This window comes from Pantoea alfalfae, from assembly GCF_019880205.1.
In the GTDB taxonomy this organism is placed as follows: domain Bacteria; phylum Pseudomonadota; class Gammaproteobacteria; order Enterobacterales; family Enterobacteriaceae; genus Pantoea; species Pantoea alfalfae.
Genome location: NZ_CP082292.1, coordinates 33,040 through 56,027, shown reverse-complemented (window position 1 = coordinate 56,027; position 22,988 = coordinate 33,040). Strand labels below are relative to the sequence as shown.

The window sequence follows — 22,988 nt, the reverse complement described above, 5'->3', positions numbered from 1 at the left end:
AGGTAGAGGATTCAAGATGGCAACTGGAAAGATTGTCCAGATTATCGGCGCCGTTGTTGACGTCGAATTCCCTCAGGACGCGGTACCGCAAGTGTACAGCGCCCTCGAGGTAATGAATGGTGATGCGCGTCTGGTGCTGGAAGTACAGCAGCAGCTCGGCGGCGGCGTAGTGCGTACCATCGCAATGGGTACGTCTGACGGCCTGAAGCGTGGTCTGAACGTCAACGACCTGCAGAAACCGATTCAGGTTCCGGTCGGTAAAGCGACCCTGGGCCGTATCATGAACGTTCTCGGCGAGCCTATCGACATGAAAGGCGAGCTGAAAGAAGAAGATGGCAGCGCAGTAGAGATCGCCTCTATTCACCGCGCAGCGCCTTCTTATGAAGATCAGTCTAACTCGCAGGAACTGCTGGAAACCGGTATCAAGGTTATCGACCTGATGTGTCCGTTTGCCAAAGGCGGTAAAGTGGGTCTGTTCGGTGGTGCGGGTGTCGGTAAAACCGTCAACATGATGGAACTGATCCGTAACATCGCAGCTGAACACTCAGGTTACTCTGTGTTTGCTGGTGTGGGTGAGCGTACTCGTGAGGGTAACGACTTCTATCACGAAATGACTGACTCAAACGTTATCGATAAAGTTGCTCTGGTCTATGGCCAGATGAACGAGCCGCCGGGTAACCGTCTGCGCGTCGCACTGACCGGTCTGACCATGGCGGAAAAATTCCGTGATGAAGGCCGCGACGTTCTGCTGTTCATCGATAACATCTACCGTTACACCCTGGCCGGTACAGAAGTTTCTGCACTGCTGGGTCGTATGCCATCTGCGGTAGGTTACCAGCCAACGCTGGCAGAAGAGATGGGTGTGTTGCAGGAGCGTATTACCTCCACCAAGACCGGTTCAATCACTTCCGTACAGGCCGTTTACGTCCCTGCGGATGACCTGACTGACCCGTCACCAGCAACCACCTTTGCGCACTTAGACTCAACGGTAACGCTGAGCCGTCAGATCGCCTCTCTGGGTATCTACCCGGCCGTTGACCCGCTGGACTCTACCAGCCGTCAGCTGGATCCGCTGGTTGTCGGTCAGGAGCACTATGATGTTGCACGTGGCGTTCAGTCACTGCTGCAGCGTTATCAGGAACTGAAAGACATCATCGCCATCCTCGGTATGGATGAGCTGTCTGAAGAAGACAAACTGCTGGTGGCACGTGCGCGTAAGATTCAGCGCTTCCTGTCTCAGCCGTTCTTCGTTGCGGAAGTATTCACCGGTTCACCGGGTAAATACGTTACGCTGAAAGACACTATCCGTGGCTTTAAAGGCATCATGGAAGGTGAGTTTGACCACCTGCCAGAGCAGGCCTTCTACATGGTTGGTGCCATCGAAGAAGCCGTGGAAAAAGCGAAGAAACTGTAATAACGGTTTCCCGGGAGGAAGATTATGGCTATGACTTATCACCTGGATGTGGTCAGCGCAGAGGAGCAGTTGTTCTCTGGTCTGGTACAGAAAATTCAGGTGTCAGGTAGCGAAGGTGAACTGGGGATTTTCCCTGGCCATGCGCCGCTGCTGACTGCCATTAAGCCTGGAATGATCCGTATCGTGAAACAGCACGGCGAAGAGGAGTATATCTACCTCTCTGGCGGCGTGCTGGAAGTGCAACCGGGCAGCAGCACCGTTCTGGCCGATACCGCGATTCGCGGTACCGATCTGGACGAAGCGCGTGCTCTGGAAGCAAAACGCAAAGCAGAAGAGCACATGAACAGCAGCCACGGCGACGTGGACTACGCTCAGGCCTCTGCCGAGCTGGCGAAAGCCATTGCTAAACTGCGCGTGATCGAACTGACCAAAAAAGCGATGTAATCCAGCTTTATGCGTCACGAAATGCCAGCCCTCGGGCTGGCATTTTTTTTGCCTGTGGCGGCCAATCTGTCCGTCCGCCTAATTTCGGCCTGAGAAAAATGTAGTAATCTCAACCCCAAACCGTTTTACTTTCACCCGTAAAAATTCACTCAGGATAGTTATGTCTAACAGTGCGATGAGTGTGGTGATTCTTGCTGCTGGCAAGGGCACCCGTATGTATTCCGATCTGCCTAAAGTTCTGCATACGCTGGCAGGCAAACCGATGGTTCAGCACGTCATTGATGCCGCCAAAGGGCTGGGCGCACAGCAGGTACATCTGGTTTATGGTCACGGTGGCGACCGCCTGAAAGCGACCCTTACCGACAGCACGCTTAACTGGGTGCTGCAGGCTGAGCAGCTCGGCACCGGCCATGCGATGCAGCAGGCCGCGCCTGCCTTCGCCGATGATGAAGATATCATGATGCTCTATGGCGACGTGCCGCTAATCACTCAGGCGACATTACAGCGTCTGCGTGAAGCAAAACCGCAGGGCGGCATTGGCTTACTCACCGTGGTACTGGATGACCCGACCGGCTATGGCCGCATTGTGCGCGAGAACGACACCATCACCGGCATTATCGAACAGAAAGATGCCACCCCGGCGCAGCTCACCATTAAAGAGATCAACACTGGTATTCTGATCGCCAACGGCGGCGATTTAAAACGCTGGCTGTCACAGCTCACCAACAACAATGCACAGGGTGAGTATTACATCACCGATATTATCGCGCTGGCGCATCAGGAAGGTCGGGTAATCAACGCAGTCCATCCGGCACGCATCAGCGAAACCGATGGCGTAAATAACCGTCTGCAGCTGGCGACATTAGAACGCACTTACCAGGCTGAACAGGCGGAAAAACTGCTGCTGGCCGGCGTGATGCTGCGCGATCCGGCACGGTTTGATTTACGCGGGACGCTGACGCATGGACGGGATGTCGAAATCGACACCAACGTCATTATTGAAGGCCAGGTCACGCTAGGCTCGCGCGTTAAAATCGGCGCGGGCTGCATTATCAGAAACAGCGTGATTGGCGATGACTGTGAAATCAGCCCCTATACGGTGATCGAGGATGCTCATCTCTCCACCGCCTGCACCGTCGGGCCATTTGCCCGTCTGCGTCCTGGCAGCGAGCTGGCGCACGCCGCTCACGTGGGAAACTTCGTCGAAATGAAGAAAGCGCGTCTCGGCAAGGGATCGAAAGCGGGTCACCTCTCTTATCTGGGTGATGCGGAGATTGGCGACAACGTGAACATTGGTGCAGGCACGATTACCTGCAACTATGATGGCGCGAATAAATTCAAAACCGTGATTGGCGATGACGTATTTGTCGGCTCAGATACGCAGCTGGTGGCCCCGGTCAGCGTCGCGGCAGGCGCTACCATTGCGGCAGGCACCACCCTCATGAAAGATGTGACCGAAGCCGGTCTGGTCTATAACCGTAAAGAACAGAATCACAAAGCGGACTGGCAGCGTCCGGTGAAGAAAAAATAAATTTTTAACGGCCCGCTTTATGCGGGCCGATGCAGTGCAGTGCCAAAACTATAATCCCCACTCTCTACAAGGCTCGGGGAACCGGCAAAGCCGGATATCAGGTCGCATGACAACAGAAGTGGCGAAAAGCCATGTAGTCAGGAAAACATCATTATGTGTGGAATTGTTGGTGCAGTAGCACAACGCGATATCGCAGAGATTCTGCTGGAAGGTCTGCGTCGTCTTGAATATCGCGGATATGATTCGGCCGGTCTGGCCGTGGTCGATCGTCAGGGGCACGTCACGCGCCTGCGGCGGTTAGGGAAAGTGCAGAAACTGGCGGAAGCTGCTGAACAGCAGCCGCTGATTGGTGGCACCGGTATCGCGCACACGCGCTGGGCAACCCATGGCGAGCCGTCGGAAGCGAATGCGCATCCGCACGTCTCAGAGCACATCATCATCGTGCACAACGGCATCATTGAAAACCATGAGCCGCTGCGCGCTGAGCTGATTGGACGCGGCTACGTCTTTGTCTCTGAAACCGACACCGAAGTGGTGGCGCATCTGGTTCACTGGGAGCAGAAGCAGGGCGGTTCGCTGCGCGAAGTCGTATTGCGCGTAATCCCACAGCTGCGCGGTGCCTATGGCATGGTCATCATGGACAGCCGCGATCCGTCACTGCTGGTGGCCGCCCGTTCCGGCAGCCCGCTGGTGATTGGCCGTGGCATGGGTGAAAACTTTATCGCCTCAGATCAGCTGGCTCTGCTGCCGGTGACCCGCCGGTTCATCTATCTGGAAGAGGGTGATATCGCCGAGATCAGCCGTCGTGATGTCACGGTAATCGACCGTGAAGGCAACACCGTGACGCGTGCTGAAATCGAGTCGAACCTGCAATATGATGCCGGTGACAAAGGCATTTACCGTCATTACATGCAGAAAGAGATCTACGAACAGCCGATGGCGCTGAAAAGCACTCTGAGCGGTCGGTTCAGCCAGGGACAGGTTGACCTCAGCGAGCTGGGCGCGGGCGCTGAAGCGATGCTGAGTCAGGTGGAGCATATCCAGATTATCGCCTGCGGCACCTCTTATAATTCCGGCATGGTGTCACGCTACTGGTTTGAGTCGCTGGCAAATATCCCCTGTGACGTGGAGATCGCCTCTGAGTTCCGCTATCGCAAGTCAGCGGTGCGCAAAAACAGCCTGCTGATCACCCTGTCGCAGTCGGGTGAAACGGCGGATACCCTGGCAGCACTGCGTCTCTCGAAAGAGCTGGGCTACCTGGGGTCGCTGGCCGTCTGTAACGTGGCGGGTTCGTCACTGGTGCGGGAATCTGACCTGGCACTGATGACCAAAGCGGGCACCGAAATCGGCGTCGCCTCTACCAAAGCGTTTACCACCCAGTTAGCGGTGCTGCTGATGCTGGTGGCGAAACTGGGACGTCTGAAAGGCATGTCTGTTGAGACTGAGCATGAGATCGTTCATGCCCTGCAGGCGTTGCCGAACCGGATTGAGCAGATGCTGGCGCAGGATAAGCTGATTGAGAATCTGGCAGAAGGCTTCTCTGACAAGCATCACGCGCTGTTCCTGGGCCGTGGCGATCAATACCCGATTGCCATGGAAGGGGCGCTGAAGCTCAAGGAGATCTCCTACATTCATGCGGAGGCTTACGCCGCAGGCGAGCTGAAACATGGCCCGCTGGCGCTGATTGATGCGGACATGCCGGTGATCGTAGTGGCACCTAACAACGAACTGCTGGAGAAGCTCAAATCCAACATCGAAGAGGTGCGTGCACGCGGCGGTCTGCTCTATGTGTTCGCCGATCAGGATGCAGGCTTTAGCGACAGTGACGGGATGAAGATTATCCCGTTGCCGCATGTCGAAGAGGTGATTGCGCCGATCTTCTACACCGTGCCGTTGCAGTTACTCTCCTATCATGTCGCCCTGATCAAAGGCACCGACGTCGATCAGCCACGCAACCTGGCAAAATCGGTTACCGTGGAATAACCTGGTGGGCCCCGTCGCGGGCCCACTTCATTCTGGCCCTCTGTCATATAACTGTCACATTTCGTACATTTCACTGTCATCAAACTGTCCTATTTTCCCTCCTGCAGCAATCACAGACTCTTACTAAAACGGCCCCTAGCCTGACTTTTCTCCCCTGGAGGGAATATGACACTGATGCGTAGCACCGTAGCCCGAATCCTCGCCACCACCTTCGCTGTAAGCGCGGTATCTGCTTTTGCGGCCACCGATCTCACTGGTGCAGGCGGGACGTTCCCGGCGCCGGTTTATGCCAAGTGGGCAGCAGAATATCAGCAAGCCACCGGTAGCAAAATTAACTACCAGGGCATCGGTTCATCTGGCGGCGTAAAACAGATCATCGCCAAAACCGTTGATTTCGGTGCGTCCGATGCGCCAATGAAAGATGAAGATCTGCAGAAAAATGGCCTTTTCCAGTTCCCTACCGTGATCGGTGGTGTGGTACTGGCGGTTAACCTGCCAGGCATCAAGTCAGGCCAGCTGACGCTGGATGGTAAAACCGTCGGTGATATCTACCTCGGCACCATCAAAAAGTGGAACGACCCGGCGATCGCCAGACTCAACCCGGGCGTAAAACTGCCAGAGACCAACATCAACGTGGTGCGTCGTGCTGATGGTTCAGGCACCTCATTCGTCTTCACCAGTTACCTGGCGAAAGTGAACCCGGACTGGAACAGCAAAATTGGTAAAGGTAATACCGTTAACTGGCCGGTGGGTCTGGGCGGTAAAGGCAACGACGGCGTCGCCGCGTTTGTTCAGCGTCTGCCGGGTTCTATCGGCTACGTGGAATATGCCTACGCCAAACAGAACAACCTGACCTACACCAAACTGATCGATGCCGATGGTAAAGCGGTTGCACCAAGCGAGACCAGCTTCAGTAATGCCGCGAAAGGCGCTGACTGGAGCAAGTCTTTTGCGCAGGATCTGACCTTCCAGAAGGGCGCGGATGCCTGGCCAATCTCCTCAACCACCTTCATTCTGATCTATAAAGATCAGGCGAATGCGGCTAAGGGCGCTGAAGTGCTGAAGTTCTTCGACTGGGCTTACAAAAGCGGCAGCAAAACCGCCACAGCGCTGGATTATGCTGCGCTGCCAGAGAGCGTGACCGAGCAGATTCGCGCCGCCTGGAAAGCCAATATCAAAGACAGTTCTGGTAAAGCGCTTTATCAGTAATTGACCGACCCTGGCCGGACAGCGGTCCGGTCAGACCCAGCGGGCGGCTCATGCCGCCCTGATAACTTCTGAAGACTGAGACTTCTATGGCTGCAACGAAGCCGGCATTCAAAGCCCCAGGCAAACAAGGTGACAGAATTTTTGGCGCGCTGGTCAGGCTGGCTGCGCTGATTGTGCTGTTACTGATGGGCGGCATTATTGTCTCCCTGATCATCTCCTCGTGGCCCAGCATCCAGAAGTTTGGTTTCGCCTTTTTGTGGACCAAAACCTGGGATGCGCCCAACGAACAATTTGGCGCACTGGTTCCGATTTACGGCACCCTTGTGACCTCCATCATCGCCCTGATTATCGCCGTGCCAGTGAGTTTTGGTATTGCGCTGTTCCTGACTGAACTCGCGCCAGGCTGGCTGCGTCGCCCGCTGGGCACCGCCATTGAGCTACTGGCAGCTATCCCGAGTATCGTTTACGGCATGTGGGGCCTGTTTGTCTTCGCGCCACTGTTTGCCGAATATTTCCAGACGCCGGTTAACGACGTGATGTCGGGTATTCCGATTGTTGGCGAACTCTTCTCCGGCCCCGCTTTCGGTATCGGTATCCTCGCGGCGGGAGTGATTCTGGCGATCATGATCATCCCGTACATTGCCTCGGTGATGCGCGACGTCTTTGAGCAGACCCCGGTGATGATGAAAGAGTCAGCCTACGGCATCGGCTGCACCACCTGGGAAGTGATCTGGCGCATCGTCCTGCCATTTACCAAAAATGGTGTGATTGGTGGCGTGATGCTGGGGCTGGGTCGTGCGCTGGGTGAGACCATGGCAGTGACCTTTATTATCGGCAACACCTATCAGCTCGACAGCCCATCGCTGTTTATGCCGGGTAACAGCATCACCTCGGCGCTGGCCAACGAGTTTGCGGAAGCGGAGTCGGGCGTGCATGTCGCCGCGCTGATGGAGCTGGGCCTGATCCTGTTTGTGATTACCTTTATCGTGCTGGCGATTTCAAAGCTGATGATTATGCGACTGCAGAAAAGTGAAGGAACGCGCTCATGACCACAATTGAAATTCAGGCGCGCGCCGAACTGGACGCATCACGTCGTAAAATGCAGTCCTGGCGCAGCACGAAAAATAAAATTGCGCTGACGCTGTCGCTACTGACCATGGCGTTTGGTCTGTTCTGGCTGGTGTGGATACTGTTCACCACCGTCACGCGCGGTGTGGATGGACTCTCCTGGTCCCTGTTCACCGAATCAACGCCACCGCCAAATACCGCAGGCGGCGGTCTGGCGAACGCCCTGGCCGGCAGTGGATTGCTGATTTTCTGGTCGACCTTTTTCGGCACACCGCTGGGCATCATGGCTGGGATCTATCTGGCGGAATATGGGCGCAAGTCTGCCCTGTCAGAAGTGATCCGCTTTATTAACGACATTCTGCTTTCAGCCCCCTCCATTGTGGTCGGCCTGTTCGTCTACACCCTGGTGGTGTCGCAGATGCAACACTTCTCCGGCTGGGCCGGGGTGATTGCGCTGGCACTGCTGCAGGTGCCGATTGTGATTCGTACCACCGAAAATATGCTGCGGCTGGTGCCAGATAGCATGCGTGAAGCGGCTTATGCGCTTGGCACACCGAAGTGGAAGATGATCTCGGCCATCACCCTGAAAGCCTCGGTCTCCGGCATCATCACCGGCGTGCTGCTGGCGATTGCCCGCATCGCAGGGGAAACGGCGCCGCTGCTGTTTACGGCGCTGTCGAACCAGTTCTGGAGCACCGACATGATGCAGCCGCTGGCAAACCTGCCGGTCACCATCTTTAAGTTTGCCATGAGCCCGTTCGCCGAATGGCAGAGCCTGGCCTGGGCAGGTGTGCTGATCATTACCCTCTGCGTGCTGCTGCTCAACATTGTGGCGCGGGTGATTTTCGCCAAAGGTAAACACGGTTAACTTCCGGCGCGGCCCTGAGCGGCGCCGTATAAGAGAGATGAATGATGAGTAACGCGACAGCAACAGCCGATAAAATTCAGGTTCGTAATCTGAACTTCTATTACGGTAAGTTTCATGCGCTAAAGAACATTAACCTGGATATCGCTAAGAATCAGGTCACCGCGTTTATCGGCCCGTCGGGCTGTGGTAAGTCGACCCTGCTGCGTACCTTCAATAAGATGTACTCGCTCTATCCAGAGCAGCGGGCCGAAGGGGACATTCTGCTGGATGGTGAAAACATTCTGGCGACACAGCAGGATATCGCGCTGCTGCGCGCGCGCGTCGGCATGGTATTCCAGAAGCCTACGCCGTTCCCGATGTCAATTTATGACAATATCGCCTTTGGCGTACGCCTGTTTGAAAAGCTATCGCGTGCCGATATGGATGAGCGCGTACAGTGGGCGCTGACCAAAGCAGCGCTGTGGAATGAAACCAAAGACAAGCTGCATCAGAGCGGTTACAGTCTCTCCGGCGGCCAGCAGCAGCGTCTGTGCATTGCGCGTGGCATCGCGATTCGGCCGGAAGTCTTACTGCTGGATGAGCCCTGCTCCGCACTGGATCCCATTTCCACCGGCCGCATTGAGGAGCTGATCACCGAGCTGAAGCAGGACTATACCGTGGTGATCGTGACGCACAATATGCAGCAGGCGGCACGCTGCTCTGACCATACTGCTTTCATGTATCTGGGCGAACTGATTGAGTTCAGCGACACCGACACGCTGTTCACCAAGCCCGCGCAGAAGCAAACCGAAGACTACATTACTGGCCGCTACGGCTGATCTGACAGGAGATCGACATGGATAATCTGAATCTGAATAAGCACATCTCCGGTCAGTTCAATGCCGAACTGGAGCATATCCGAACCCAGGTAATGATCATGGGCGGCATGGTCGAGCAGCAACTGACCGATGCGATTACCGCCATGCATAATCTGGATGGTGAACTGGCGCAGCGGGTGATCGACGGCGACCAGAAGGTCAATATGATGGAAGTGGAGATTGATGAAGCCTGCGTGCGCATCATCGCCAAACGTCAGCCAACCGCGATCGATTTGCGGCTGGTGATGGCGATTATCAAAACCATTTCCGAGCTGGAGCGCATTGGCGACGTGGCAGAGAAGATCAGCCGCACGGCGCTGGAGAAATTTGGTCAGCAGCATCTTCCGCTGCTGGTGAGCCTTGAGTCGCTGGGTCGTCACACCGTGCAGATGCTGCATGATGTGCTGGACGCTTTCGCGCGGATGGATCTCAATGAGGCGATCACCATCTACCGCGAAGACAAAAAGGTGGATAAAGAGTACGAAGGTATTGTGCGCCAGTTGATGACCTACATGATGGAAGATCCGCGCACCATTCCCAGCGTGCTGACAGCATTGTTCTGCGCCCGCGCGATTGAGCGTATTGGCGATCGCTGCCAGAACATCTGCGAAATTATCTTCTATTTCGTCAAAGGTCAGGATTTCCGTCACGTTGGTGGAGACCGGCTCGATGAATTATTGTCAGGTGACGATGGCAGCAACCGCCCTTCCTGAATAATCTTATCCCTGTGCCTGAGTGGCGCAGGGATACGCCTTTTCAATTGGTCACATCCTGAACTCTCCTTATAATTGCGGCACTTTTCTTTATGAGGTGCGCAACGATGTCCCCTTCTCCCCAATCTAAGCCGGGCGTCACGCCGGGCAAAGCGATGCTGGCTGCGGTCAGCGGTTATGCCATGGATGGATTTGACCTGCTGATACTCGGCTTTATGCTGCCGGCGATCAGTGTTTCGCTGGCGCTCGATCCCTCACAGGCGGGATCGCTGGTGACCTGGACGCTGATTGGCGCGGTTATCGGTGGCATCGTATTTGGTCATCTCAGCGACCGCTATGGGCGCATCCGCATGCTCACCGTCACGATTCTGGTCTTCTCGGTCTTTACCGGGCTGTGCGCGGTGGCGCAGGGCTACTGGGACCTGCTCGCCTGGCGAACGCTGGCGGGTGTGGGCCTGGGTGGCGAATTCGGTATTGGCATGGCGCTGATTGCCGAAGCCTGGCCTGCTGAGAAGCGTAACCGCGCATCAGCGTGGGTCGGTATCGGCTGGCAGCTCGGCGTGCTGATGGCAGCCTTTATCACGCCGCCGCTGCTGAATATCATCGGCTGGCGCGGCATGTTCCTGGTCGGATTATTACCGGCGCTGGTCTCGTTTGCTATTCGTCGCGGCATGGGCGAACCAGTGGCGTTTCAACGGCAGGTTAAACATGTGCCGTCGCTCTCGTTTCCGGCGCGCCTGAAGCTGCTGGTGCGCGACCGCGCGACCGCCAAAGCCAGTCTCGGTATTTTTATCCTTTGTTCCGTGCAGAACTTTGGTTACTACGGGCTGATGATCTGGATGCCGAGCTACCTCTCCTCCAGCTTTGGCTTCAGTCTGACGAAATCCGGCCTCTGGACTGCGGTAACGGTGGTCGGGATGACCTTTGGCATCTGGCTGTTTGGCGTGCTGGCCGACCGCTTTGCGCGCTGGAAAATCTTCCTGCTCTATCAGTTTGGTGCCGTCGTGATGGTGGTGGTGTATGCGCAGTTGCGCGACCCGAACATCATGTTATTTACCGGTGCGATCATGGGAATGTTTGTTAACGGCATGATTGGCGGCTACGGCGCGCTGATTTCCGATACCTTCCCGCCGCAGGTGCGTGCCACCGCGCAAAATGTCCTGTTCAACCTTGGGCGTGGCGTGGGTGGCTTCGGCCCGGTAGTTATTGGTCTGCTGGCGAGCCAGTTCTCGTTTACGGCGGCGATTACCCTGCTGGCGCTGATTTATCTGCTGGATATTGCGGCGACGCTGTTCCTGCTGCCGAAGAAACAGGGTCAGGAAGATACGCTGGGCGCGATTGGCTGATGCTGCCTGGAAGGTATGGCTGAGTTAGTGTCATCCCGGCCACGCCGGGTCAGTAATACCGATCATCTTTTCTGCATTAATCAACCCCCTGGCTTTTAACACCAGGGATTGATTAACAGGCGCTTTAAATTCAGAACGCCCTCGTTGTTACTTCATCAATGGCTGAAGCTGCTGATACAGAGTCGCAAAGGTCGCCCGACGCGACTGGTAATGCGCCAGCCTGACCGGATCCGGCTGGTGTCGCTGCACCAGAACCGGGGTCGGCACGGTGAACTCTGCATCCAGCGCCTGCTGTGCCAGCCTGGCGGCCCCCAGCGCCGGACCCACTTCACCGCCGTGGCAGTAATCCAGCGTCTGGCCACTGATGTCTGCCAGCATCTGACGCCACAGTGCACTGCGTGCGCCACCGCCGATCAGCATAATGCTCTCTGGCTGCACGCCACAGTCGTGCAGCGCGTCCATGCCCTCCGCCAGCGCAAACCCTACGCCTTCCAGCACCGCTCGTGCCAGCTCGGGACGACCATGCTGGTGGGTAAAGCCAAAGAAAGCGCCCCGGGCACTGGGATTGTTATGCGGCGTGCGTTCTCCGGAAAGATAGGGCAGAAACCACAGCGCGGGCACGTCATCGCGCGCGCGCTCCGCTTCAGCCAGCAGCTCAGGAACATCTTTACATCCGGTCAGCGTGGCTGCCCAGTCGAGACAGGAAGCCGCACTGAGCATCACCGACATCAGATGCCAGCGCTGCGGTAACGCATGACAGAAGCTGTGAACCGCACGTTCCGGATTGCTGAGATAGCCATCGCTCACCACGAAATAGACGCCCGAGGTGCCCAGCGACAGCATACCCTGGCCCGGTTCGGTCATGCCGACCCCAACAGCGCCCGCGGCATTGTCACCTCCGCCAGCGGCCAGCGGCACCGCGTTCATCTTCCAGCGCGTCGCCAGATCGGCATGTAATGTGCCGGTCAGGGCATTGCCTTCATAGAGTTGCGGCATCTGATCGCGGCTGAGATCGCAGGCTTGCAGCATCACATCGCTCCAGTCACGCTGCGCTACATCCAGCCACATCGTCCCTGCGGCATCGGACATATCGGTGGCGAAGTCGCCACTCAATCGCCAGCGCAGATAATCCTTGGGCAGCAGCACATGAGCAACCCGACTGAAGATGGCCGGTTCATGCTGCTGCACCCACAGCAGCTTGGGAGCCGTGAAGCCGGGCATCATCAGGTTGCCGGTAATCAAACGCGAATCCGGCACCGTCTGCTCCAGCTCGCGGCACTGCGCCTCGCTGCGCCCGTCATTCCAGAGCATGGCCGGACGTAAAATCTGGTCAGCGCTGTCGAGCAGCGTTGCACCATGCATCTGTCCACTCAGCCCGATAGCCTGAACCCTATGCAGGTCCTGCTGCGCGCTCAGGGCCTGCATGGCTGAATCCAGCGCCTGCCACCAGCTTTCAGGATCCTGCTCGCTCCATAAGGGCTGCGGACGCGAAACCTGCAGCGGCGATGTTTCTGTCGCCACCACGTTGCCCTGTGCATCCATCAGCACCACTTTGACGCCAGAGGTGCCTAAATCGATCCCGATAAACATGCGCTGCTCCTGAAGGGTTAGAAATCAAACAGGTAGTGATTCACCAGATTTTCCAGCTGCTCCTGACGTCCGCTCTGATGCTTCGGATTAAGCTGCTGCTGCTGAGCATGCGCCGCCAGTGCCTCGAGTGAAAACTCACCTTTCAAAATTTGCTGGCCGAACTCACCATTCCAGCCGCTGTAGCGCTGCGCCACACGCTTATCGAGTTCACCGTCACTGATCATGCGAGCCGCCACCTTCAGCGCCAGCGCCATGGTGTCCATCGCGCCAATATGACCGTAGAAGAGATCATATTTATCGGTGCTCTGACGACGCACTTTGGCATCAAAGTTTAAGCCGCCAGTGGTAAAGCCGCCCGCCTTAAGAATTTCGTACATCACCAGCGCGTTTTCTTCCACGCTGACCGGGAACTGATCGGTATCCCAGCCGCACTGCGGATCGCCGCGGTTGGCGTCCACGGAACCAAAAATGCCCAGCGCAATGGCGGTCGCGATTTCATGATGAAACGAGTGGCCAGCCAGCGTGGCATGGTTCGCCTCGACGTTAACCTTAATCTCTTTCTCCAGCCCGAACTGTTTCAGGAAGCCATAAACCGTGGCGACATCATAGTCATACTGATGTTTGGTCGGCTCCTGCGGTTTGGGTTCGATCAGCAGTGTTCCCTGGAAGCCAGTTTTGTGTTTGTGCTCAACCACCATCTGCATAAAGCGGCCAATCTGCTCGCGCTCCTGGCGCAGATCGGTATTCAACAGTGTTTCATAGCCTTCGCGTCCGCCCCACAACACATAGTTTTCGCCGCCCAGGGTTTTGGTCGCCTGCATTGCGCTACAGACCTGCGTCGCTGCCCAGGCAAAAACTTCAGGATCGGGATTGGTGGCTGCACCCGCACCGTAGCGTGGATGGGTGAAGCAGTTTGCTGTGCCCCAAAGCAGTTTCACGCCGGTTTCCTGCTGTTTCTCCAGCAGTTTATCGGTCATGGCGGCTAAGTTTTCTTTATAGCTGCGCAGCGAATCGCCTTCCGGTGAGACATCAACGTCATGGAAGCAGTACCACGGCACATTCAGCTTGTGGAAAAACTCAAAGGCGACATCCGCTTTCATTTTTGCCTGCTGCAGCGCATCCCCGTTTTTCTGCCACGGACGATCAAAGGCACCGACACCAAACATATCCGCGCCATTCCAGCAGAAGGTGTGCCAGTAACAGGCAGCAAAGCGCAGATGCCCGGCCATGGTCTTGCCGAGGATGACCTCATCGGGATTGTAGTGGCGGAAAGCGAGAGGATGCGTCGACTGGGTGCCTTCATAACGAACCCGATCGATCTGATCGAAATAAGCGTGCATGGTTTGCTCCTTAGCATCAGTACCCGGATGGTCTGCGTTGAAGCAATATTCAATATGGGCTGTAATCTCAGCTCAATTACGATATTTCATTACGGGTGTCAGATAATTGTTATTTGTGCGCTGGCTCGCAAAATATTGTTATTCACCTGCCTTTTTATCATTGTCACTCTTTTGTCCGAAAAAGATGAAACCTCGATCGCGCTCATAAAAAATGAAATAAACCAAAAAACGTAATAGCCGGATAAAAATCAGTAATTGCTGTGACCGGAAAATAAGGGCAACAATTCATCCGCCTGGTTTATCGGCCTGCGATAACAATAGCCTCCACCTACAGGATGATCACAATGAAGATGAAATATGCACTGTTTGCCGCCTGCGCGGCGCTGGCGCTCTTCAGCCAGACCAGCGTGGCAAAAGAAGTGAAGATCGGCATGGCAATTGACGATTTGCGCCTCGAGCGCTGGCAGAAAGACCGCGATATTTTCGTTAAACAGGCGGAGACGCTGGGCGCTAAGGTGTTTGTTCAGTCGGCGAACGGCAACGAGGAAACACAGATGTCGCAGATTGAAAATATGATCAATCGCGGTGTCGATGTGCTGGTGATTATTCCCTACAACGGTCAGGTGTTGAGTAATGTTGTCGCTGAAGCGAAACGTGAAGGCATTAAAGTGCTGGCCTATGACCGAATGATAAATAACGCCGATATCGATTTTTATATTTCGTTCGATAATGAAAAAGTGGGCGAGTTGCAGGCCGAAAGCATTGTGAAACAGGTGCCTAAGGGCAACTATTTTCTAATGGGCGGATCGCCGGTGGATAATAACGCCCGCCTGTTCCGCGCCGGACAGATGAAAGTGTTAAAACCTTATATCGATAACGGCAGCATTAAAATTGTCGGCGATCAATGGGTCGATGCCTGGCTGCCGGAAAACGCCCTGAAAATTATGGAAAATGCCCTGACTGCCAACGGCAACCATATTGATGCGGTGGTGGCCTCTAACGATGCCACTGCAGGCGGTGCGATTCAGGCCCTGAGTGCGCAGGGGCTGGCCGGAAAAGTGGCCATCTCCGGACAGGATGCCGATCTGGCCGCGATTAAGCGTATCAAAGCGGGCACCCAGACCATGACGGTGTACAAACCGATCACCGAGCTGGCCACTGAAGCGGCGAAAATTGCGGTCGAGCTGGGCGAGGGCAAAATGCCCGCCAGCAACAGCAAGCTGAATAATGGCCTGAAAGATGTACCGTCGCGACTGCTGAAGCCGATTCCGGTCAACAAAGACAATATCGAAAGCACCGTGGTGAAAGACGGTTTCCACAAACAGAGCGAACTCTGACCGCGCATAGCGTGAGGGAGAACAGTCGATGCTGCTGGAAATGAAAAACATCACCAAGCGTTTCGGTGCTGTGAAAGCGCTGAATGATGTCAGCCTGCAACTTGAGGCAGGTGAAGTGATGTCGCTGTGCGGTGAGAATGGATCGGGCAAATCGACGCTGATGAAAATCCTGTGCGGACTCTATCCGCACGGTGATTTTGAAGGGAAGATTCACTTCTCTGGCGACGAGATTCAGGCGCAGACCATTCGCGACACCGAACGTAAAGGCATTGTGATTATTCATCAGGAGCTGGCGCTGGTGCGGCAACTCACCGTGATGGAGAACATCTTCCTTGGTGCTGAACTGAGCCGTTTCGGCATGGTGGATGATGAAACCATGACCCTGCGCTGTCAGCAGCTGCTGGCGCGGGTCGGGCTGAACGTCTCTCCCGCGACCCGGGTCGGTGAGTTAGGCCTGGGCCAGCAGCAGCTGGTAGAGATCGCCCGCGCCCTCAACAAACAGGTCCGGCTATTGATTCTGGATGAGCCGACCTCATCGCTGACGGAGCAGGAGACGGATGTGCTGCTGGGTATCATCCGTAATCTGCGTGAACACGGCATCGCCTGCATCTACATCTCCCACAAGCTGAATGAGGTAAAGGCGATCTCTGACACCATCTGCGTGATCCGTGACGGCCAGCATATCGCGACCCGTCCGGCGGCGGGTCTGAGCGAAGATGACATCATCACCATGATGGTCGGACGCGAGCTGACCGCGCTCTATCCTCACGCGCCGCATCAGGTTGGCGATGTGATACTGAAAGTCGATAACCTCACCGCCTGGCATCCGGTTAACCGCCACATCCGCCGCGTTAACAATGTCTCGTTCACGCTCAGACGCGGTGAGATTCTGGGTATCGCCGGGCTGGTGGGCGCAGGCAGGACCGAAACGGTGCAGTGTCTGTTTGGCGTCTGGCCAGGACGCTGGCAGGGTGATATCTGGATCAATGGCCAGCAGGTCAGCATCACCGATTGCCGCGCTGCCATTGCGCACGGTATCGCGATGGTGCCCGAAGATCGCAAAAAGGATGGCATCGTGCCGCTGATGGCGGTGGGCAAAAATATCACCCTGGCGGCGCTGGACCAGTTCAGCCACCGACTCTCAACGCTGGATGAAGCGCAGGAGCAGCAGGCGATCAACGACGCGATCACCCGCCTGCGGGTGAAAACCTCCTCATCAGAACTGCCGATTGGCCGTTTAAGCGGCGGCAACCAGCAGAAAGCAATTCTGGCGAAATGTCTGCTGCTCAATCCAAAAATCCTGATCCTCGATGAACCGACGCGCGGCATTGATGTGGGCGCACGTCAGGAGATCTACCTGCTGATCAATGCGCTGGTTCAGCAGGGTATCGCGGTGATTGTGATTTCCTCTGAGCTGCCGGAAGTGCTGGGCCTGAGCGATCGGGTGCTGGTGATGCATGAAGGGCAGATCAAAGCCGACTTGATTAACGATAACCTGACTCAGGAGCAGGTGATGGAAGCTGCCCTGCGGAGTGAACATTATGCTTAAAAGTGAACGTACCCAAAGCCGCCTCTCCGGCACGCCGGGCAAACCCTCACCGGGCAGGTTCACACTGCCTAATCTGCAGGTTCTGGTGATGCTGGGCGCGATTGTGCTGATTGCGCTGTTCTTTACCTGGACCACCGACGGCGCGTGGCTCAGCGCGCGTAACGTTTCTAACCTGCTGCGTCAGACCGCCATTACCGGCATCCTGGCGGTGGGCATGGTGTTTGTGATTATCTCGGCGGAGATCGACCTGTCAGTCGGCTCCATGATGGGGCTACTGGGCGGCGCGGCGGCGATATTCGACGTCTGGCTCGGCTGGCCGTTGCCCCTGACCATCGTGGTGACGCTGGTGATGGGGCTATTGCTCGGTACCTGGAATGGCTGGTGGGTGGCCTACCGTAAAGTGCCGTCGTTTATCGTCACGCTGGCGGGAATGCTGGCGTTCCGCGGCATTCTGGTCGGAATTACCGACGGCACTACGGTTGCGCCCATCACGCCGGGCATGTCGCAGATTGGACAGAGTTATCTGCCGGGCGGCGTCGGTTTCGGCTTTGGCGTTGCCGGTCTGGCGCTGTTTATGCTGTGGCAGTGGCGTCTGCGTCTGCGTCGTCAGCAGCTCGGACTGCCGCAGGGCCCAGCCAGCAGCACCGTAGGGCGTCAGGCGATCACCGCCATCTTAGTGCTCGGTGCTATCTGGTTGCTCAACGACTATCGCGGCGTACCGACGCCGGTGTTACTGCTGGCCGTACTGTTGCTGGCGGGCATGTTCATGGCCACCCGCACCGCATTTGGCCGTCGTATCTACGCCATCGGGGGCAACATTGATGCTGCGCGGCTGTCAGGCATTAACGTGGCGCGCACCAAACTGGCGGTGTTTGCCATCAACGGTGTGATGGTGGCGATTGCCGGGCTGATCCTGAGTTCAAGGCTGGGCGCCGGTTCGCCATCGGCGGGTAACATCGCAGAACTCGACGCGATTGCCGCCTGCGTGATCGGCGGCACCAGCCTGGCGGGTGGTGTGGGGTCGGTGGCGGGCGCGGTAATGGGTGCCTTTATCATGGCCTCGCTGGATAACGGCATGAGCATGATGGATGTGCCGACTTTCTGGCAGTACATCGTTAAAGGCGCGATTCTGCTGCTGGCGGTGTGGATGGATACCGCAACGCGGCGTCGGGTGTAATCGCGCGGGCGATCACATTGTGGCGCAAACAATTTTTTTGCCCCTTTCAGCCGTGTTATGCAATGCGCTGAGGATTTAAGGGAACGCGCCACCATGCATGATAAACGCTATCGCATTACACTGCTGTTTAACGCCAATAAAGTGTATGACCGCCAGGTTGTTGAGGGCGTCGGAGAGTATCTGCAGGCGTCGCAGACTGACTGGGATATCTTCATTGAAGAAGATTTCCGCTGTCGCATCGACAATATCCGTGAGTGGCTGGGCGATGGCGTGATCGCCGATTATGACGATCGCTCCATCGAAAGCCTGCTGTCGAATGTCTCTGTGCCGATTGTCGGCGTTGGCGGTTCTTACCATCGGCAGGAGGATTATCCACCCGTGCATTACATCGCCACGGATAACGCCGCACTGGTGGAGAAAGCCTTTCTGCATCTGAAAGAGAAGGGCATTAACCGCTTTGCCTTTTATGGTTTACCGGCCTCCAGTGGCAAGCGCTGGGCACAGGAGCGGGAACAGGCGTTCCGTCAGTTGGTGGGGCGCGAGCGTTATCAGGGCGTAGTCTATCAGGGCATGGAAACCGCGCCGGAAAACTGGCAGCACGCCCAGAACCGTCTCGCCGACTGGCTGCAGACGCTGCCGCCGCAAACCGGCATTATCGCCGTCACGGATTCACGGGCGCGACACCTGCTTCAGGCGTGCGAACATCTGAAAATACCGGTGCCGGAGAAGCTTACGGTGATCGGGATTGATAATGAGGAGCTGACCCGCTATCTGTCACGCGTGGCGCTCTCGTCCGTGGCACAGGGCTCACGACAGATGGGCTATCAGGCGGCCAAACTGCTGCATCGGCTGCTGGATAAGCAGCCCCTGCCACTACAGCGCATTCTGGTGCCGCCCGTAAAAGTCATCGCCCGGCGCTCGACTGACTTCCGTTCTCTGCGCGATCCGGCAGTGATTCAGGCGATGCACTACATCCGTTTCAACGCCTGTAAGGGGATTAAAGTGGAGCAGGTGCTGGATGCGGTCGGGCTGTCACGCTCTAATCTTGAAAAACGCTTCAGGGATGAGACCGGCGACACCCTTCATGCAATGATCCATCGCGAAAAGCTGGAAAAAGCCCGCGAACTGCTGGCTTCCTCGTCGCTCAACATCAACGAGATCTCGCAGATGTGCGGCTATCCTTCGTTGCAATACTTCTACTCAGTCTTCCGCAAAAGCTACGACACCACGCCGAAAGAATATCGGCAGCACTTTGGGGAAAACCTGCTTTAACGACAGACCGGAGTAAAGAACGCCCGGATTTTCATGTAATGGGCAGGATGAAAATTATATTTCATCCTGATGCCTCGCTGTCAGTTCAGAGGCCATCTTCGCAGGCTTAATCTGCCAGCCGGAACGGCCCAGCCTCATTAGATTTAGAGCTTAAAAATCAGCATTTAAGGCAGAGGGCTGGCGGGATATTTTATCAGTCCCAGACGGACCGCTTCAGACGATATTTCTTCTGTCATCAGGTGTTTACCCTTGATGGAAAAACCTCATCGCCCGGGTTATCTTTTACCTCATTGATTAATATGATCTTTATTAAGGATTATCACTCAGCAAGTTTATAATTTTTTCCAACCTGCCTCACACTTTCGAAAGAATTAATCCAAATTTCCCCATTTAGAAAATATATTTCACGGGTGTCTGCTCGCTGAAATTCCTGAACCTCTGACCTGTCACGCCTCCTGTTACTGAACCGATGCGGTTCAGGCAGTAGAGAAAAGGAGCCTGTAAAAATGGAAACCCGGCAAAAACGTTACAACATGAAATATGTCCTGCTCTGTTGCACCGTCGCCGCTTTTGGTGGCCTGCTGATGGGCTATGACTCGTCGATTATCTCTGGCGCTATTGAGCCGCTTAGTGACTATTTCCAGCTGACCCCGGCAGAAACCGGCTGGGCAGTGTCTAATATCCTGCTTGGCAGTCTGGTTGGCTGCTTTATTGCGCCAAAGCTGAGCGATAAATTTGGCCGCAAAAAATCGCTCGCTATCACGGCGCTATTGTTTACTGCCTCGGTGGTGGGGACTGCCATCGCCCATAACTTCTTCACCTTTGTCGCCTTTCGTATTCTTGGCGGATTAGCCATTGGGCTGGCCTCGGTGATCTCGCCAATCTATCTGGCGGAGCTTTCACCGTCGAAGTATCGCGGTCGCACCAGCGCGCTCTATGCGGTGTGCTGCGTCGGTGGGCAATCAGTGGTTCTGCTCACCAACTACTTTATTAATAAATCGATGCTGCCAGAGATGATGGTCGATACAGGCTGGCGCTATATCCTGGCAACCGCGCTGGTGCCCTGTGCGCTGTTTATCTTTTTCATTGCTTTTATACCGGAATCACCGCGCTGGAACGTTCTGAAAGGCAAAGATAAAGAAGCACTGGATACGCTGAGCAAAATCTCTGACCCGGTCCATGCCCGCACCGTTTTCAATGAAATTAAACACTCTTTCTCTGATGAGGCGGCGACTCGCCATAAATCCCGATTCCGCCTGAACAAAACCACGGTGCCGTTGCTCATCATTGGTGTTGGACTGGCCGTCGGCAATCAGATTAGCGGCATCAATGTGATTCAGTATTTCGGGCCAACGTTGTTGAAAAATGTGTCCGGCAGCACGGATTCGGCGCTGCTCCAGACCTTCTGGCTTTCCGTATGTCAGTTTGCGGGTGTGCTGATGGGTATGGCGCTGATTGATAAAGTCGGGCGCCGTAAGCTGTTACTGCTGGGGGCGATTACCTCTGCCGTTTTCCTTGCCTATACCTTTATTGCTTTCTATTACCGTTTGCCCGGCTTGCTGGCGGTGGTGGGACTGTTTGCCTATATGGTTTTCTTTGGCATGACCTGGGGACAGATTGTCTGGACCGTATTGGGCGAGCTGTTTCCGACAGAAATCCGCTCAATCTGTGTCGGCATCTCCATTTGCGCCATGTCGATGGCCAATTTTGTCATCAGCACCACATTCCCGATTCTGAACAGTAATGCTTTTCTGCTTGAGATTTTCCACGGTGGCTTCCCGCTGTTACTGTTTGCGCTTTTTTCACTGGCTATGTACTTCTTCACTTTCCGCTATCTGCCGGAAACGGCTGGGATGCCGCTGGAGAAAATTCACGCGCGTGTGCTGGAGAAGTTTAATGTTGACCCGCGTGAGGTGGGCGAACGGACAGATGCACCGGTCAGTGAGACGCGATCATAAAGAAGAGGGCAGTCTGTGGGGGCACGCTCACCCCACCCGCTGCTCACTCTGTTCCAGCACCGCCAGCGCCAGCCCGTTAGCCGGGTCAATCCGGGTTTCCGGGAAGTGCAGCTGAGTGTGCGCGGCGGTGAAGGCCAGCGCGTTGCCGTGTGCTGTATCGCGCACCGCCTTGCAGAAGCGCTCACTGACGTTCCACGGACAATCAATGATGATGGTGGCGGGATTGAGCAGCAGCATAATCTGACTCAGCGCCGCGCCAAGATAGCCACCCGCCTGCGTCATCACCTCATCCACCACGCGCGGAGCGCTGTCGCGGTTCTGCCAGCTCAGGCCCGGCTGACGCTGCGCCAGCTGCTGATTCACCGTGGGCTTGCTGACCAGCGCTTCCAGACACCCCCGGCGGCCGCAGCTGCAGCGTGGCCCTCCAGGCTGGACAACCAGATGTCCTGCTTCGCCCGCCGTCCAGCTATGTCCGGTAAATACCTGCCCCTGTTGTACCAGAGCGCCGCCAATCCCCTCGGAAATACGCAGATAAAAATGACCGCTCTCCGGCGATAATCCACTTTGCTCGACAGCCAGTAGCGCAGCAGCTTTAACATTATTCATAATGAGGATGGGCAGACGGACGTGCTTGCGCAACGTGGTCAGCAGGTCAACATCCTGCCATTCCAGCGGCAATGAAATATGCATCCAGCCGCGCCGGGGATCGACGATGCCGGGGAAGCCAAGGCCAATACCGAGCAGGTCGGGATAACGTTCTGTGAGTTCCCGGCACAGCATAGCCAGTTCAGCCAGCAGGCGAGTCGGGTGACTGGTATCGGTGCGCAGCGTCGCTTCTGCCAGCACCTGTGAAAAGTAGTCGCAGACGCGCCAGTGGATCACGTTGCGTTCCACCATGACGCCTGCGCTCTTAAGCTTTTCCGGCCGCAGGGTGATCCCGATTTTAGGCCGTCCGGCTGCTGCGGCGCTGACCGGCCCCAGTTCCTCTATCAGACCCTGCTCCAGCAGGTCATCAATGATTAATGAGACCGTGTTTTTGCTGAGGGTCAGCGCCTCCGCAAGATCCTGACGGGACGTCACGCGCAGCTTACGCAGCTGAGCCATCACCCGTTTCTGGTTATTGAGTCGCAATAGTGCGGGGCCTTTGCCGTTCGTTTTCATCACGGATTCACCCAACAGAGGAGTTAGAATTGAGTGTATCAGCCCCGGCGTATTCTTCATGCCACACTTTTGCGGGCTGTTTCACACAACCCGATCGGATGTGGCTGAGATCGTGACGGCGATCAGATCGCCGGATTAACGCCGGGTTTTCTGCTGTACCGGCGGCCTCAT

General features: G+C 56.0%; 18 protein-coding genes. 15 read left to right on the top strand and 3 right to left on the bottom strand.

Annotated features, from left to right (window positions below; genetic code table 11):
* The first annotated feature begins 16 nt into the window (after positions 1-16).
* The 10 genes from atpD to K6R05_RS00200 all read left to right on the top strand — a co-directional run bounded on the left by atpD (position 17) and on the right by K6R05_RS00200 (position 11,433).
* Positions 17-1,414 carry a F0F1 ATP synthase subunit beta gene (atpD, locus tag K6R05_RS00245; RefSeq protein ID WP_008926373.1) on the top strand — a complete coding sequence of 466 codons (1,398 nt, stop codon included), beginning with the start codon at positions 17-19 and terminating at the stop codon, positions 1,412-1,414.
* Between the two features lie 24 nt (positions 1,415-1,438).
* Positions 1,439-1,858: a F0F1 ATP synthase subunit epsilon gene (locus K6R05_RS00240; protein WP_008926374.1), complete on the top strand. Its 420-nt coding sequence runs from the start codon at positions 1,439-1,441 to the stop codon at positions 1,856-1,858.
* 160 nt (positions 1,859-2,018) lie between these two features.
* On the top strand, positions 2,019-3,389 hold the full coding sequence (gene glmU / locus K6R05_RS00235) for a bifunctional UDP-N-acetylglucosamine diphosphorylase/glucosamine-1-phosphate N-acetyltransferase GlmU (protein WP_161733299.1): 1,371 nt from the start codon (positions 2,019-2,021) through the stop codon (positions 3,387-3,389).
* Between the two features lie 153 nt (positions 3,390-3,542).
* Positions 3,543-5,372: a glutamine--fructose-6-phosphate transaminase (isomerizing) gene (gene glmS / locus K6R05_RS00230; protein WP_222924811.1), complete on the top strand. Its 1,830-nt coding sequence runs from the start codon at positions 3,543-3,545 to the stop codon at positions 5,370-5,372.
* A gap of 165 nt (positions 5,373-5,537) precedes the next feature.
* Positions 5,538-6,581, top strand: coding sequence for a phosphate ABC transporter substrate-binding protein PstS (pstS, locus tag K6R05_RS00225; protein ID WP_161733295.1), 1,044 nt, complete (start codon positions 5,538-5,540; stop codon positions 6,579-6,581).
* An 86-nt stretch (positions 6,582-6,667) separates the two neighbouring features.
* Positions 6,668-7,630 (top strand): phosphate ABC transporter permease PstC, encoded by a 963-nt coding sequence (gene pstC, locus K6R05_RS00220; RefSeq protein WP_222924810.1) that lies wholly within the window; start codon positions 6,668-6,670, stop codon positions 7,628-7,630.
* Positions 7,627-8,517, top strand: coding sequence for a phosphate ABC transporter permease PstA (gene pstA, locus K6R05_RS00215; RefSeq protein WP_161733293.1), 891 nt, complete (start codon positions 7,627-7,629; stop codon positions 8,515-8,517). The genes pstC and pstA overlap by 4 nt, the downstream gene beginning before the upstream one ends.
* A gap of 44 nt (positions 8,518-8,561) precedes the next feature.
* Positions 8,562-9,335: a phosphate ABC transporter ATP-binding protein PstB gene (gene pstB / locus K6R05_RS00210; protein ID WP_222925443.1), complete on the top strand. Its 774-nt coding sequence runs from the start codon at positions 8,562-8,564 to the stop codon at positions 9,333-9,335.
* Positions 9,336-9,352: 17 nt separating this feature from the next.
* On the top strand, positions 9,353-10,087 hold the full coding sequence (gene phoU / locus K6R05_RS00205) for a phosphate signaling complex protein PhoU (protein WP_009088225.1): 735 nt from the start codon (positions 9,353-9,355) through the stop codon (positions 10,085-10,087).
* 107 nt (positions 10,088-10,194) lie between these two features.
* The gene (locus tag K6R05_RS00200) at positions 10,195-11,433 is read left to right on the top strand and encodes an MFS transporter (RefSeq protein WP_222924809.1); all 1,239 of its coding nucleotides are present in this window, start codon (positions 10,195-10,197) and stop codon (positions 11,431-11,433) included.
* 147 nt (positions 11,434-11,580) lie between these two features.
* Here the strand turns inward: K6R05_RS00200 and xylB are convergent, their stop codons facing one another.
* Positions 11,581-13,023, bottom strand: a complete 1,443-nt coding sequence (gene xylB, locus K6R05_RS00195; protein ID WP_222924808.1) for a xylulokinase — start codon at positions 13,021-13,023, stop codon at positions 11,581-11,583.
* A gap of 17 nt (positions 13,024-13,040) precedes the next feature.
* Complete coding sequence (gene xylA, locus K6R05_RS00190) at positions 13,041-14,363, bottom strand: xylose isomerase (RefSeq protein WP_161733287.1); 1,323 nt, start codon at positions 14,361-14,363, stop codon at positions 13,041-13,043.
* A gap of 344 nt (positions 14,364-14,707) precedes the next feature.
* Between xylA and xylF the strand changes: the two genes are divergently transcribed.
* The 5 genes from xylF to K6R05_RS00165 all read left to right on the top strand — a co-directional run bounded on the left by xylF (position 14,708) and on the right by K6R05_RS00165 (position 21,656).
* Complete coding sequence (gene xylF / locus K6R05_RS00185) at positions 14,708-15,700, top strand: D-xylose ABC transporter substrate-binding protein (protein WP_161733285.1); 993 nt, start codon at positions 14,708-14,710, stop codon at positions 15,698-15,700.
* 28 nt (positions 15,701-15,728) lie between these two features.
* Positions 15,729-17,249 carry a xylose ABC transporter ATP-binding protein gene (locus tag K6R05_RS00180; protein WP_161733283.1) on the top strand — a complete coding sequence of 507 codons (1,521 nt, stop codon included), beginning with the start codon at positions 15,729-15,731 and terminating at the stop codon, positions 17,247-17,249.
* The gene (xylH, locus tag K6R05_RS00175) at positions 17,242-18,426 is read left to right on the top strand and encodes a xylose ABC transporter permease XylH (RefSeq protein WP_222924807.1); all 1,185 of its coding nucleotides are present in this window, start codon (positions 17,242-17,244) and stop codon (positions 18,424-18,426) included. Before K6R05_RS00180 ends, xylH begins: the two co-directional genes overlap by 8 nt.
* Positions 18,427-18,519: 93 nt before the next feature.
* On the top strand, positions 18,520-19,698 hold the full coding sequence (gene xylR, locus K6R05_RS00170) for a D-xylose utilization transcriptional activator XylR (RefSeq protein ID WP_161733279.1): 1,179 nt from the start codon (positions 18,520-18,522) through the stop codon (positions 19,696-19,698).
* Between the two features lie 506 nt (positions 19,699-20,204).
* Entirely contained in the window at positions 20,205-21,656 is a 1,452-nt protein-coding gene (locus K6R05_RS00165) for a sugar porter family MFS transporter (RefSeq protein WP_222924806.1), read from the top strand.
* Positions 21,657-21,683: 27 nt separating this feature from the next.
* Here the strand turns inward: K6R05_RS00165 and K6R05_RS00160 are convergent, their stop codons facing one another.
* Positions 21,684-22,817, bottom strand: coding sequence for an ROK family transcriptional regulator (locus tag K6R05_RS00160; RefSeq protein ID WP_222924805.1), 1,134 nt, complete (start codon positions 22,815-22,817; stop codon positions 21,684-21,686).
* Positions 22,818-22,988 lie beyond the last annotated feature (171 nt).